This is a genomic window from Spartinivicinus poritis, assembly GCF_028858535.1.
Lineage (GTDB): Bacteria > Pseudomonadota > Gammaproteobacteria > Pseudomonadales > Zooshikellaceae > Spartinivicinus > Spartinivicinus poritis.
Map to the genome: position 1 here is coordinate 134,139 of NZ_JAPMOU010000001.1, position 13,710 is coordinate 147,848.

General features: G+C 42.3%; 13 protein-coding genes. 3 read left to right on the forward strand and 10 right to left on the reverse strand.

Annotated elements, in window-relative coordinates; translation table 11 throughout:
* The first annotated feature begins 136 nt into the window (after positions 1-136).
* Complete coding sequence (locus ORQ98_RS00595; protein WP_274686825.1) at positions 137-655, forward strand: aminoacyl-tRNA deacylase; 519 nt, start codon at positions 137-139, stop codon at positions 653-655.
* Between the two features lie 73 nt (positions 656-728).
* Here ORQ98_RS00595 and mmsB read toward each other — a convergent pair whose 3' ends face one another.
* The 5 genes from mmsB to ORQ98_RS00620 form a co-directional block, all read right to left on the reverse strand.
* Positions 729-1,613 (reverse strand): 3-hydroxyisobutyrate dehydrogenase, encoded by an 885-nt coding sequence (gene mmsB / locus ORQ98_RS00600; protein WP_274686826.1) that lies wholly within the window; start codon positions 1,611-1,613, stop codon positions 729-731.
* Positions 1,614-1,626: 13 nt separating this feature from the next.
* Positions 1,627-2,760 (reverse strand): enoyl-CoA hydratase/isomerase family protein, encoded by a 1,134-nt coding sequence (locus ORQ98_RS00605; RefSeq protein ID WP_274686827.1) that lies wholly within the window; start codon positions 2,758-2,760, stop codon positions 1,627-1,629.
* A 43-nt stretch (positions 2,761-2,803) separates the two neighbouring features.
* Positions 2,804-3,625 carry an enoyl-CoA hydratase gene (locus ORQ98_RS00610; protein WP_274686828.1) on the reverse strand — a complete coding sequence of 274 codons (822 nt, stop codon included), beginning with the start codon at positions 3,623-3,625 and terminating at the stop codon, positions 2,804-2,806.
* A 9-nt stretch (positions 3,626-3,634) separates the two neighbouring features.
* On the reverse strand, positions 3,635-4,795 hold the full coding sequence (locus ORQ98_RS00615; protein ID WP_274686829.1) for an acyl-CoA dehydrogenase family protein: 1,161 nt from the start codon (positions 4,793-4,795) through the stop codon (positions 3,635-3,637).
* A 219-nt stretch (positions 4,796-5,014) separates the two neighbouring features.
* On the reverse strand, positions 5,015-6,517 hold the full coding sequence (locus tag ORQ98_RS00620; RefSeq protein WP_274686830.1) for a CoA-acylating methylmalonate-semialdehyde dehydrogenase: 1,503 nt from the start codon (positions 6,515-6,517) through the stop codon (positions 5,015-5,017).
* A 136-nt stretch (positions 6,518-6,653) separates the two neighbouring features.
* Between ORQ98_RS00620 and ORQ98_RS00625 the strand changes: the two genes are divergently transcribed.
* The gene (locus tag ORQ98_RS00625; RefSeq protein ID WP_274686831.1) at positions 6,654-7,568 is read left to right on the forward strand and encodes a helix-turn-helix transcriptional regulator; all 915 of its coding nucleotides are present in this window, start codon (positions 6,654-6,656) and stop codon (positions 7,566-7,568) included.
* On the opposite strand, the gene ung is transcribed toward ORQ98_RS00625, so the two are convergent.
* On the reverse strand, positions 7,554-8,237 hold the full coding sequence (gene ung / locus ORQ98_RS00630) for a uracil-DNA glycosylase (RefSeq protein WP_274686832.1): 684 nt from the start codon (positions 8,235-8,237) through the stop codon (positions 7,554-7,556). The genes ORQ98_RS00625 and ung overlap by 15 nt on opposite strands.
* A 98-nt stretch (positions 8,238-8,335) precedes the next feature.
* Here ung and ORQ98_RS00635 point away from each other — a divergent pair, with 98 nt between their 5' ends.
* Positions 8,336-9,280, forward strand: a complete 945-nt coding sequence (locus ORQ98_RS00635) for an HDOD domain-containing protein (RefSeq protein ID WP_274686833.1) — start codon at positions 8,336-8,338, stop codon at positions 9,278-9,280.
* Positions 9,281-9,309: 29 nt separating this feature from the next.
* Here the strand turns inward: ORQ98_RS00635 and ORQ98_RS00640 are convergent, their stop codons facing one another.
* The 4 genes from ORQ98_RS00640 to prfB form a co-directional block, all read right to left on the reverse strand.
* Entirely contained in the window at positions 9,310-9,612 is a 303-nt protein-coding gene (locus tag ORQ98_RS00640; RefSeq protein ID WP_274686834.1) for a PA3694 family proteiin, read from the reverse strand.
* Positions 9,613-9,895: 283 nt separating this feature from the next.
* Positions 9,896-10,603: a TetR/AcrR family transcriptional regulator gene (locus ORQ98_RS00645; protein ID WP_274686835.1), complete on the reverse strand. Its 708-nt coding sequence runs from the start codon at positions 10,601-10,603 to the stop codon at positions 9,896-9,898.
* A gap of 361 nt (positions 10,604-10,964) precedes the next feature.
* Positions 10,965-12,470: a lysine--tRNA ligase gene (gene lysS / locus ORQ98_RS00650; protein ID WP_274686836.1), complete on the reverse strand. Its 1,506-nt coding sequence runs from the start codon at positions 12,468-12,470 to the stop codon at positions 10,965-10,967.
* A 99-nt stretch (positions 12,471-12,569) separates the two neighbouring features.
* Positions 12,570-13,668 (reverse strand): peptide chain release factor 2 gene (prfB, locus tag ORQ98_RS00655; RefSeq protein ID WP_274686837.1). Its coding sequence is split into 2 segments (ribosomal slippage): positions 12,570-13,592 and positions 13,594-13,668, totalling 1,098 coding nucleotides; the frame shifts between segments, so codons are not numbered across the junction.
* Positions 13,669-13,710: the final 42 nt, after the last annotated feature.

Here is a 13,710-nt window from a genome sequence, read left to right on the forward strand (position 1 = left end):
TATTAGGGGTACCCTTTACTTAATGAATTATAACCATGGCTGGGTAATGAAAGAAACGGGGAAATAAATCCAATGCGATTGATCTATAATTTAAACGTATCCTTGTTTTCAGGCTTCTGAAATAACGGAGGCTACTATGGCTATTCCCCAACTAACCGAATACTTACAGGAAAAAAACGTTCCCTTCAGTATTCATGAGCATTCTGTAGGCTTTACAGCACAAGAAGTAGCCCAATCGGCACATGTTAGTGGCAAAGATTTTGCCAAAACAGTCATGGTGAAAGTGGATGACGTCATGTCAATGCTAGTTATGCCATCCAATTACGCTATCGACTTAAATACTATTGGCAAATACCTAGGCGCAGTTGATATTGAATTAGCCCATGAAAGTGAATTTAGCGACTTATTTCCTCACTGTAAAACTGGCGCTATGCCCCCCTTTGGTAATTTGTTTAATATTCCAGTTTATGTAGCAGAAGCATTGGTTGACGACCATAAAATTGCATTCAATGCTGGCAACCATAATGAAATAATCCGCATGGATTATCGAGACTTTGAACGACTGGTAAAACCTAAAATCGTACGAGGAGGCTTTTATACCCAAAGCAGTCATTATGAACATGACCGCCCAAGAATGGGTACGGTTAAACATTAAGCTCCAAAAAACAAGTGGCTCATAAATGAGCCGTTTGTTTAGTTAAATTTAATAGCGGCTAGAAGGGTGAGTCTTATTTTGGCTTATAAAATCGTTGAATACTTGAAAAGTCCAATTGCTCACTTCCTTGAGCTGCATGAAGATTAAATAGATTACGCGCAAGCGCTCCTAGTGGTGTACTAGAGTGACTCAGCAGTGCAGCTTGTTGAGATAAGCCTAAATCCTTCACCATTAAGTTGACTTTAAAGCCACCTTGATACGCTTTTGATGCTGGTGCAGTTTCCATTACACCTGGATAGGGATTATATAACTCAAGTGACCAGTTTCTACCCGAGCTTTGCACCATAATATCCGACAAGACTTTTGGATCTAAGCCATTATTAACCCCTAGCTGAATAGCCTCTGCCGTACCTGCCATATGAATGGCCAGCAGCATGTTATTGCATATTTTTGCCATCTGCCCAGCGCCATGGTCGCCTGCATGCAAAATATTTTTCCCCATTGCCGACAATATAGGTTGAGCTGCCTCAAAACCTGTAGCAGAGCCGCCAACAATAAATGTCAGAGTACCATCTTGTGCACCTTTGGTACCGCCAGAAACAGGGGCATCCAGCATCGTAATACCTTGCTTAGCTGCCGCATCTGCCACGGTTTTTGTAACATCAGGGGCTATAGTGCTGCAATCTATCACTAGTGTTTTCGGATCAATATGATCTAACAGCGCTTCTTCCTCTAGATATAACTTCAACACATGCTCACTGGCTGGCAGCATGGTAATTAAACAGTCAACCCCTTCTATTGCTAATCGCGCATTATCAACTGCTATTGCTCCATCTTGAATTAATGGCTTTAACAGCGCAGGTACCAAGTCAAATACTTTCAGCTCATAGCCAGCTTTTAATAAATTATGAGCCATAGGGCCACCCATTAATCCTACGCCAATAAATCCGATTTTCATAAATCCCTCTTGCTTATTTCAATAAACTTTTTAGTGGATTATTTTTATCAATCCATGGAGTTTGAAAGTGTGCTTCTACCCATTCTGTAGGTACTTCAGCTACTGATTTAAATTGCCAGTCTGGCTGATTATCTCGATCAATTAACCTTGCTCTTACGCCTTCCGCCAAGTCAGGATGTAAACAGCATTGCACTGATAAAATTAATTCTAATTGAAAAGCTTCAGCCAATGATAAGTGGCGACCGCGCTGGATCTGTTCCCACACAATCCAGGCCGTTGTTGGGCAACCATTAATATAGCTTTGTAATGTACCTGTTAGCCAATCATCTTCTGTTTTTGCAACATGGTATTTCACAGCCACATCGATTTCTTGCAACGAAGGTAAGCTAAACAGATGACGTATATCTTGCCAATGTTCCACAACCTTAGATACTGGAAGATGACGCCAGGCCTGACTTTCCAGTGGTTTTAAGAGCTGCCCCACTAATATTTTATTAGCTGCGTCAGATTGTTCCCAGTCTACCTGAATTAAACTATCTAACAATTCAGCCTTTAATTCAGCAGCAATAAAATAATCAGCAAAACCTAATCTAATACTATCAGCTGCATTCAATGCAGCACCTGTTAGCCCAACAAAACAGCCCAAGTCAGTAGGCAAACGAGATAAAAACCAAGTACCAGACACATCAGGATATAATCCAATATTAATTTCTGGCATGGCAACTTGGCTGGTTTCAGTGACCACTCGGTGACTTGCTCCGACCATTAAACCAAGCCCACCTCCCATCACAATTCCATCGCCCCAACAAATAATCGGTTTTGGGTAGGTATGAATTAAATAGTCTAATTGGTATTCATGTTGGAAAAATACAGTTGCATGCGCTAGTCGGTGGTCTGATTGTTCTATCAGCATTTGGTATAATTTTCGAATATCGCCACCAGCACAAAAAGCACGATCGCCCTCACCTTCCAGCCAAACCGCCACCACATCTGGCTGGCTACGCCATTGTTGCAGCTGTTGAAAAATGGCCATGATCATTTCTAAATCGATTGCATTCAGTGCTTTAGCTCGATTTAAAGTAATTTTAGCCAGCCGCTTTCCTTTACTGACGGGTAATTCTTCAAATAACACTGCAGACTGTGACATGTATAATCTCCTAGCCACTTTTTTATATTTTTTGCGTAACCTGCTAACGGTTTTTCCAAACAGGAGGCCTTTTTTCTAAAAAAGCCCCAACCCCTTCCTGTTGGTCTTCCGTATTAAATAAATCAATAAACAATTCTCGTTCGACAGGTAGTGCCTGCCACATAGGATGAAAGCGAGCTTTTTGAATCAATTTTTTACAAGCCTGCACACTTGATGGGCTTTGTTTAGCAACACTTTCTGCTAATAACAGCGCTGTTGCCCTGGCTTTTCCAGATTCTACCTGCTGCTCAGCCAAACCAATTTCAACCGCTTTTTCTGCAGTGACTCGTTCACCACAAAGAATCATTCGTTTTGCCCAGCCCTCACCTACTAACCACGGCAGCTGTTGAGTACCACCTGCACAAGGCAATAAACCCACCGACGCTTCAGGTAGGGCTAATACCGAATGAGACTCTACAATCCGTAAATCACAAGCCAAGGCACACTCTAGTCCACCACCCATTGCATAACCATTAATAGCTGCAATTGACACCCCTTGATATTGGCTAAGGGTTTCAAATGCATCTGCAAAGTGTTTGGCAATATCACGTGCTTTGGCTTTATCTCCTTCTGCAAACAGTTTTAAATCAGCTCCTGCGGAAAAGAATTTTTCTCCCTGGCCAGTAATCACCAAACTATAAATAGAGCGGTCTTGGTTTAATAACTCAACTATCGTTTTTAAACCCAATAAGCTTTCACTATCCCAGGTATTGGCAGATGGATTATTAATAGTGATTAATGCAGTATGACCAATTTTTTCAACTAACAGTTTATTGGTAATAGCCGTTAACTGTCCGGCTGTTATAGGTTCTAATTGTTTTGTCATGGAATTTCCTTAAAAAATCATCTCCAAGCCATTTTCTATTAACAGGCGTCTAGCAATAATCACCCGCATAATTTCATTGGTGCCTTCCAAAATTTGATGGACCCGAGCATCTCTTACATAGCGCTCTAAAGGATATTCTTTGATATAGCCATATCCGCCATGTAACTGTAGGGCTTGGTTACAAATATCAAAACAAAAGTCAGTTGCCAGCCTTTTTGCCATTGCACAATAAGTGGTAGCTTGACTAGACTGTTGATCTAAATGAAAAGCAGCCAGGCGCACCATTTGCTGAGCAGCAATTAAGTGAGTGGCCATATCAGCAAATTTAAATTGCAATGCCTGAAATTCAGCTAAGGGTTTACCAAATTGCTGGCGTTGGTGTAGATAATCGTGAGATTGTTTTAATGCAGCTTGTGCTGTACCTAATGAGCAAGATGCGATATTAATTCGACCACCATCCAACCCCTGCATGGCTATCTTAAAGCCTTGTCCTTCATTACCCAAACGCAAGTTGGCGGGTACTGTTACCTGATCAAAACTAATAGTGCGGGTAGGCTGGCTATTCCAGCCCATTTTTTCTTCTTTACGCCCATAACTAATCCCAGCGGAGTCTGCTGGTACTAAAAAGCTGGAAATACCTTTTGGCCCAGCTTCTCCCGTACGAGCCATCACTAACAGTATATCAGTTGAACCCGCCCCAGAAATAAACATTTTACTGCCGCTTAGTAGATAATAATCACCTTTTTTAGTGGCACTGGTTTTTAACGACCCAGCATCAGAACCTGCATTAGGTTCAGTTAAACAATAAGACCCTAGCACCTCTCCTGTCGTTAAACGAGGACACCATTCTTCTAGCACCGTAGCTTGACCAAATTTACAGGCCATCCAAGTCACCATATTATGGATGGTCAAATAGGCAGTGGTAGATGTACACCCTTGTGATAAGGCCTCAAAAATTAAACTGGCATCCAATCGGCTTAAACCCATCCCACCTTGTTCAACTGGAGCATAAATAGCACAAAACCCCAAATTGCCGGCTTTTTTAATCACATCAATAGGGAAGTGCGCTTGCTGATCCCACTCAGCTGCATTTTCAGCTAATTCTTTTTCTGCAAATTGCTTTGCTGTTGCCTGAAACGCTAGCTGCTCTTCTGATAAATTAAAATCCATATTTTCTCCTAACAAGACTGCTGCGAAAGGTAGCGGTGGCTTTAAAGTAATTACATCCTCACCCTGTCCCAGCTGGCGGGTATAGAGTGACAGGGTGTTCTGTAGCTAAGTTAGCTTTTGATGGGCCAGGGATGGCACTTCAAGAGCGGCGGAAGAACATCCTGTTACTCCATATCGGACACTAGACTTATTTTCAACCCCCTTTTCTAACCGATACTCCTACCGTAAATGGATAGTCATATTAGGTGATGCACTCATACCCGGATCAAACCAACGGGCAGTAACTGTCTTAGTTTCAGTATAAAATCGCACAGCCTGCTTACCATAAGCATGCTGATCGCCGTAAAATGAATTTTTCCAACCAGTAAAAGAGAAAAAGGGTAATGGCACTGGAATGGGTACATTAATACCCACTTGTCCTACTTCAATATAATGTTGAAAGTGTCGTGCAGCCTGACCAGAGGCAGTAAAAATAGAAGTCCCATTGCCGTAAGGGTTTTGATTAATTAACTCAATAGCCTGATCAAGGGTATCCACACACAATACGACAAGTACTGGACCAAATATTTCTTCCTTGTAAATACTCATCTCTGGCGATACATCAGTAAATAAAGTGGGTCCGACCCAATTACCGTCTGGTGCTTCAGGCACTTTACAGTCAGAACCATCGAGTAAACAGGTTGCACCTTCTTCTTTACCTTTAGCAATAAAACTCAACACCCGTTGTTTAGCCTGGGGAGAAATTTGTGGCCCATAACTGGCCTGGGGATCATCCCACAGCCCTGGCCTGACATCAGCCATTGCATCACGTAAATCTTCCAACCAGTTTTTAGCATCACCCACCATCACAGCCACACTGATTGCCATACAGCGTTGTCCTGCAGCTCCCACACTTGAGCCAACCAGATTACTAATCACTTGCTCTTTATCAGCATCAGGCATCACTACCATATGATTTTTTGCTCCAGCAAATGCCTGAACACGTTTTAAATGATCTGTACCAGTACGGTAAATGTGTTGACCTGCAGTGACTGAGCCTACAAACGACACCGCTTTTACTAGCGGATGAGTAATTAGCTGGTCCACTTGCTCTTTATCACCATGCAACACTTGTAGAACACCTTTAGGAAAGCCCGCCTCTACTGCCAGCTCCGCCAACTGAACTGGCGTCATTGGGTCTTGTTCTGATGGTTTTAAGATAAAGCTGTTACCACAAGCAATAGCCATCGGGTACATCCACAAAGGCACCATCGCAGGGAAGTTAAAGGGAGTAATTCCTACACAAATACCTAGCGGCTGCAAATAGCTATAACAGTCAATCGCGCGAGCAACATTCTCTACTGTTTCCCCCATCATTAAACTGCTGACATTTGCTGCCTGCTCAACCACCTCAATCCCCCGCCAGACATCTCCTTTCGCATCTGCCAGGGTTTTTCCAGTTTCTTTACTGAGAGTGACTGCTATATCTTCCTGATGTTGCTTCAGCACCCCCTGATAGTTAAGCATTAGTCTCGCTCGTTCTGGAGTAGGCACTTCCCGCCACTGATAATAAGCCTCTTGGGCACTTACTATGGCCGCTTCAACTTCCTGGTCGGTAGCACAGGGCGCTTCACACAATACCGCCTGGGTAGCAGGATTCGTAACAGGAATGCGCCGTTTAGCTTCACTGACAGTAAACTCACCATCAATAAATTGGTTTAAGCAATTAGGTTGAGTAGTCATTATTTAGTTACCTACTTGATGGGTAAGAATTGTATTGTTGTTATTATTGTTGTTGCTTTAGAGTTTTATAATTCTCTTGTAACATGCTTACCACTGATCCAGGATTAACTATCTTGGCAGAAAACTGGACTTTATTGTGGTTTTATCAAAATCGACTACCGAGCCTGAGCTTACCTCAGACTGGCCTCTATCCCACAAAGCAGTTCGATATATAACGCCAGACTCACTTACTAGGCAACTCAGTTTGCATCCGCTCAGCCAGCATTGCTATCCACTAGGGTTCGGCTATTATCCCCAGGCAAAATCCCACCAAATGGAACGCCACCAACATGTAGATCATTTATTAATTTACTGCATTGCCGGCGAAGGAGAGTTACAAACTCAGCAGCACCAAGCAGCAGTCTCAGCAACTACGATCACAGTGGGAGATTTTGTTGTATTACCTCGAGGCTTATCCCATCAATATCAAGCATGCAAAACTAACCCTTGGTCAATTTACTGGGTACATTTTGATGGGGTATTAAGTGACACTTATGTACAGCATTTACTACCAGAGCCATCTACTATAAAACTATCCCTTGGTTTACACCCAGAATTAGTCGCTGGTTTTGATACCCTGGTGTCATTACATCAGGCCGCCTACCAATTAAACCCTTTAATTTATGCAGCTAACCATTTAACGCAATTACTCAGTCTAGTAGCTGTCATTAAACCGCAATTACAAGCTGAGCACTTCGACTTGCAAAAAGTACTGAGTAATATGCAAAAGAATATCCATGGCCAGCTTAAATTAGAGCAACTTGCCGCCAGTGTTAATTTATCAAAATACCACTTCTGCAAGCGATTTAAAGCATTAACAGGTCACAGCCCCATTCAGCATTTTATCCATTTAAAAATGCAGCGTGCCTGTTATTTGTTAGATTTAACTGACCAACCCATTTCAGCAGTGAGCCATAGCTTAGGCTATGAAGACGCTTATTATTTTTCACGCCTTTTTAAACGAGTTATTGGTATTCCGCCCAGAGAATACCGAAAATTAAAGCGAGGGTAATTGCCAGTCGATGGGTGATAATCCTTGTTGCTGTAAATAAGTATTGGTTTTTGAAAAAGGACGACTACCAAAAAAACCTCGATGAGCAGATAAAGGAGAAGGGTGAACTGACTTAATTACCATATGCTTTTCGGTGTCAATAAAGCTGCCTTTACGCTGCGCGTAGCTGCCCCATAGGATAAACACAACCCCATTCCGCTCTGCATTCAACCGAGCAATGACTTCATCAGTAAACTGTTCCCAGCCTCTACCTTGATGAGAGGCTGCTCGTCCTTGCTCTACAGTGAGCACACTGTTTAACAATAATATCCCTTGTTTTGCCCAGTGCTCCAGATTGCCATGATTAGCAGGAGAAATACCAAGATCCTGTTCCAGCTCTTTATACATATTGACTAATGAAGGAGGAATTTTAATCTCTTGTCTAACAGAAAAACAAAGGCCATGGGCTTGCCCTGGTCCATGGTAAGGGTCTTGCCCTAAAATCACGACTTTTACCTGATCAAAGGGAGTGAGTTCAAACGCTTTAAAGTATTCAGAGCCTTGTGGATAAATCACCTTGCCCGCCCGCTTTTCTGCTTGTAAAAAAGCACGCAGACTTTTCATATAGTCTTTTTCAAACTCCTCAACCAGGTGTTCCTTCCAGCTCACCTCTAATTTCACTTCAGCCATCTGCTGCTTCACCCTCACTCACTATCATTCAAAGTGCTATTATAACCATCATAAGAAGCGGCTATAAAGTTAACTGCAGGTGCATCCTATAAATAGCAATGGCAACAGCTCCTCATATTCAAATAGCACAACAGTTAGAGCAAGGTAAAAAGCCTCTTCCTCACCTTCCTGAAACAGTCGTTACCATCCGTCAGATTATTGCTAACCCCAGCCACCACCAAAACGACATTATTCAATTATTAGAACAAGACCCCGTACTAGTTGATCAGCTGATGAAGCTGGCTGACTCCCCTCTCTTCCATCAAGCTGCCTCCCCTGTAGATTTACGTGGAGCAATCCAAAGGCTGGGAGAATACGCCGTTAGTAATTTTGTCTTAACTTACACAATAAAAAAGCTGTTTCCTTCTGATTCGAAGTTGGCCAAACGTTTCATGGCCATCTACTGGCAGCGCAGTGTTGCCTTGTCAGCTATCAGTGCCATTATGGCAAAGCACATTCCACAGCTAAGTACTGATGAAGCAATGCTTGCATCATTATTACAGGACGCTGGCAGCATGTTATTGATTATCAACTTGGCAAAAGAGCCCAACCTGCTTGCCAATGAGAAAAAAGTGAAACAAATGTGTCGGAGCGTTAATAACCGCCTAACTAGCTTACTGCTAAACCACTGGCATATGCCTGTTACCTACATAGAAGCTGTAAAGCATCGAGTTAATTGGCAGTACGCCCCTCAGCAGTATGACTTAACCTGCCACTGCATATTAGCCAGGCATCTTTGGCTTACCCATAAACCCAAGCCAGTTAAACTAATCGCCATAGAGGAACTACCAGCTTATCAACTGTCTCCTATCGTACAGCACCAGTTACCCGAACAAACTCACTTAATGAACTTTATTTATCAGGATGCTTGTGAAATGACAGAAATGCTGGGTGGGAAGGTTAATTTTTATCCACAAAAACGCGCTACAAAAAAAACCAGACCATCCTCGCGCCCTTCTTTTTTCCAAACCATTAAGAAGCATTTTCAAGGTAAAGGTAAATAGACCACCTTCTCCCTCTGAAAAACACTCCATTACTGGTTTGGCTTACAAGGAATCGGTTGCTTGTTTTTATAGGTTAATACACCAGCAACACCTGGCCTTTTCTGGTGGCTCATGACTAAATACCCGCCTGCACAATAGGCTAAAAAAGGAGCTGGTTTATGAGAAAGGAACTGCTCTTGTCCTGGAATATTTTTAATCAGATTAAACTCTGCCAAATACACAGAGTCTTGTTCAGTAGAATGCCGAAGATAGCCATACCAGTGCAACACAAATACGGTTATTGTCACACTAACCACTGCAACGACTATTAGCATGACGGGTTGATTCTTCATAATATCCTCAAAGCCTACCTTAATTTAAGTCAGTAGATTCTTACACTCGCAGCCATTGTTGTCACTATCTTTAGTTGGCTTTAACTTTAATAGGCTTTAAATAGTAGCTATGCCTAAGATGCTTGCTTTAATAAAGCAGCGCTTGAAGAAAAATCCCCTAAAAAGTATCTACCTTGCAACCAAACTCCGTTTTATATGGCACAAGGTTAACTAGCCCAAATATTTCGCCGAATACTCTTATCCCTTGCTATCTGAAGAAATACTTGGGCAAGATAGATGCTGATTAGTTTACAACCTCCTCATCATCAGGGATTTGTAGAACCAACTGAATATGTCGCTGTAAAAATGCTCGTATATATTCACGGCCATAGCGGCTTGGATCAAGCAAACAATAATACTCAGCTTCAACCACTACAGCCTTAGTCAATACGGCATCCAGCTCGGGCTTAGTTGTGCCTAGCAGCTGATAAAAGCGAGTTAGATCCTTTAACAGATTTTGATGATGCACATGCACTAACTGTCGTAAGTGAGAAGATCTCAGTGCTTCTAGTAAAAAAGCCTGTTCAGCAATCAACTCATCACGACGATCAGTCACTTGCTGTTCAATATAGCTTACGGCTAACTCAGTAAAATGCTTAAGCAACCGACGCTTAGTAGTATCTACTGACTCTGATTGCGACAACTGTTGTCTAATAGCTATTTCAGCTTCAATCCAAAAATTACTTAGTCTGGCATTTCCTAGCTCAACAAAGTAAGAAAAGGTGTCACTAATTAAATCATTTATATCCTTAAAATAGTAAGTCGTTGCTGATAATGGTACGTTAGCGGCTTTAGCAATTGCTCGGTGGCGAACGCCACGTACCCCTTCCTTGATTACAATATTAAGTGCTGCTTCTAAAATAGCTCGGCGTCTTTGCTCACTCCCTACACGACTGGCTTTACGACCTTGGTAAGGAATGGTTTGCGCTAGCTGCTCCCTTAATTCAGACATGATTAGTAAGATCCCGTCACTGTACTTTTTTACTGCTCAAGAAAACGGCTTGTTATTGATATGGCAGTACTTACTAACTATCAATAAACCGGATGAGCGATTTTTAGTTTTGTTTATAAAATATGCTTTGACTTTAAAAGCACTTAAAGCCTTGAACTGATAAAAACTCAAACCAGTAAAAGTCGAATAACAAGCTAATCATCAGACAAACATAAGCCTTATTAAAAAGACTACTGAATGAGTGACTACAGTCAGAACTGAGTAAAAGTGCTTTTAACGTTGAAAGCACCTTAATAATAATTATTAAGGCGACAGTGTAAGGATAACTGACCATTGAGCCACAACTCAATGGTCAAATGCGTCAAATTTCAGTTTGAGGTCTCATGTGGGGAAAAAGTAGCACATCACGAATAGAAGCAGAGTTGGTAAATAGCATAACTAAACGATCGATGCCAATACCCTCTCCTGCAGTAGGCGGTAAGCCATATTCCAGTGCATTGATGTAATCGGCATCATAGTGCATGGCTTCATCATCACCTGCTTCTTTTTCAGCTACTTGCTGCTGGAAACGCTCAGCCTGGTCTTCTGGATCATTTAACTCAGAAAAACCATTGGCGATTTCTCGACCGCCCACAAAAAACTCAAACCGATCAGTCACAAACGGGTTGTCATCATTGCGACGGGCTAATGGAGAAACTTCCGTTGGGTATTCAGTAATAAATGTCGGCTGATCTAAACGATGCTCAACGGTTTTTTCAAAAATTTCTATCTGTACTTTACCCAGGCCATAACTGTCTTTTAATGGGATATCCAGTTTTTCAGCCACTTTACGAGCAGACTCAAGATTATCAATATCGCTGGCTGTTAATTCTGCATTAAAGTGCAAAATAGAATCAAATACCGTCATCCGCTGAAATGGCTTAGCAAAATCATAAGTACTCCCTTGATAAGTCACTTCTGTGTTACCAAGCACTTGCTGAGTAACTGTACGCAACATGTCTTCTGTTAAGTCCATTAAGTCATGGTAATCTGCATAAGCCTGGTAAAACTCCAGCATCGTAAATTCCGGGTTATGGCGGGTTGATAAGCCTTCATTACGGAAGTTCCGATTTATTTCATAAACCCGCTCAAAACCACCTACTACAAGACGCTTGAGGTATAACTCTGGCGCAATACGTAAATACATATCAATATCCAGGCTATTATGGTGCGTAATAAATGGTTTTGCTGCTGCACCACCGGGAATCACTTGTAGCATTGGTGTTTCCACTTCCATAAATGCCTGATTATTTAAATATTGGCGGATCGCTGCCACAATTTGGGTTCTAACTGTAAATACCTGACGTGATTCGTCATTGACAATTAAGTCGACGTAACGCTGGCGGTAGCGCATTTCAGTATCTTCCAGACCTTTATGCTTATCTGGCAGCGGACGCAGTGCTTTGGTCAATAATTGCACCGACTCCATATCCACATAAAGGTCACCTTTACCAGAGCGCTGCAAAGTGCCTTCAGCACCAATAATATCCCCTAAATCCCAGGTTTTAATATCGGTTAGTACATCTTTAGCCAACACTTTACGATTAACATATACCTGAATCCGGTCACTGGTATCCTGGATAACCATAAAAGCACCCCGGTTCAGCATAATACGACCAGCGATTTTTACCCGAATGCCTGCTTCAGCCAGCTCTTCCTTCGATTTATCCTTGTATTTAGCTTGTAAATCTCCGGCTAAGCTATCGCGCCGAAAACTATTGGGGAAAGCATTACGCTCCTCCCGAATAGCTGCTAACTTTTCCCGGCGCAATGCAATCAGCTTATTTTCATCCTGTTGCTCAACTGCATTCTGAGTATCTTCAGTCATACGGGTTACCTGTTATTACATTACTTACTTTAATCGCTCAAGACGATTTTCATTGGCTGTTAACGCCTGCTATACCCACTACTGCTTTAATGGGTAAAATCACAAACCTTTCTTTAAGCTTGCCTCAATAAATTTATCAAGGTCACCATCTAATACAGCATTACAATTTGAGGTTTCCACCCCAGTTCGTAAGTCTTTAATTCTGGATGAGTCCAGCACATAGGAGCGAATTTGACTGCCCCAACCAATATCAGATTTACTGTCTTCTAATGCCTGCTGCTCTGCCGTACGCTTCTGCATTTCTTGCTCATACAACTTAGCTTTTAACTGTTGCATGGCTTTATCTTTGTTTTGATGCTGCGAGCGCTGGTTTTGACACTGAACAACAATGCCCGAAGGTAAGTGAGTAATCCTGATGGCTGAATCTGTCGTATTAACGTGCTGACCACCAGCCCCACTGGAGCGATAGGTATCAATCCGCAAATCAGCCGGATTAATATCTACTTCAATATCTTCGTCAATTTCAGGGGAAACAAAGACGGAGGCAAATGAGGTATGTCGACGATTACCAGAATCAAAAGGTGACTTTCTCACTAATCGATGTACGCCAGTTTCAGTTCTAAGCCAGCCAAATGCATAATCACCCGAAAACTGGATGGTGGCACTTTTAATCCCAGCCACATCACCGGCAGATACTTCAATCAAGTCAGTTTTAAAGCCTTTTTGCTCACCCCAACGCAAATACATCCGTAGTAACATATTGGCCCAGTCCTGGGCTTCCGTTCCACCAGATCCTGCCTGAATATCCAGGTAGGCATTATTGGGGTCCATCTGGCCAGAAAACATTCGCCGGAACTCAAGCTGGCCAAGTAAGCTCGACATCTCACTTAGCTCAGCCTCTACTTCTGTTACTGAGTCAGGATCATTTTCATCAATCGCCATATCCAGTAACTCTTTAGCATCATCAACACCTTGAGAGAGTTTATCAATTGTGCCGACGACTGACTCTAACTGAGACCTTTCTTTACCTAGTGCCTGCGCCCGCTCAGGTTCATTCCAGACACTAGGGTCTTCAAGCTCACGTTCAACTTCGACTAGCCGCTCCTGCTTGCCAGCATAGTCAAAGATACCCCCTCAGCACCTCAGTACGGCGCTTTAAATCATCAATCGTTTGCAGGATTGGATTAATTTCTTGCATTGAGAATAGTTTCCAAAAAAATCTTGCGTAAAAAAACTGGCA

Coding starts and splice junctions, on each gene's coding strand:
- ORQ98_RS00595 (WP_274686825.1), top strand. CDS start 137: ATGGCTATTCCCCAACTAACCGAATACTTACAGGAAAAAAACGTTCCC.
- mmsB (WP_274686826.1), bottom strand. CDS start 1,613: ATGAAAATCGGATTTATTGGCGTAGGATTAATGGGTGGCCCTATGGCT.
- ORQ98_RS00605 (WP_274686827.1), bottom strand. CDS start 2,760: ATGTCACAGTCTGCAGTGTTATTTGAAGAATTACCCGTCAGTAAAGGA.
- ORQ98_RS00610 (WP_274686828.1), bottom strand. CDS start 3,625: ATGACAAAACAATTAGAACCTATAACAGCCGGACAGTTAACGGCTATT.
- ORQ98_RS00615 (WP_274686829.1), bottom strand. CDS start 4,795: ATGGATTTTAATTTATCAGAAGAGCAGCTAGCGTTTCAGGCAACAGCA.
- ORQ98_RS00620 (WP_274686830.1), bottom strand. CDS start 6,517: ATGACTACTCAACCTAATTGCTTAAACCAATTTATTGATGGTGAGTTT.
- ung (WP_274686832.1), bottom strand. CDS start 8,237: ATGGCTGAAGTGAAATTAGAGGTGAGCTGGAAGGAACACCTGGTTGAG.
- ORQ98_RS00635 (WP_274686833.1), top strand. CDS start 8,336: ATGGCAACAGCTCCTCATATTCAAATAGCACAACAGTTAGAGCAAGGT.
- ORQ98_RS00640 (WP_274686834.1), bottom strand. CDS start 9,612: ATGAAGAATCAACCCGTCATGCTAATAGTCGTTGCAGTGGTTAGTGTG.
- ORQ98_RS00645 (WP_274686835.1), bottom strand. CDS start 10,603: ATGTCTGAATTAAGGGAGCAGCTAGCGCAAACCATTCCTTACCAAGGT.
- lysS (WP_274686836.1), bottom strand. CDS start 12,470: ATGACTGAAGATACTCAGAATGCAGTTGAGCAACAGGATGAAAATAAG.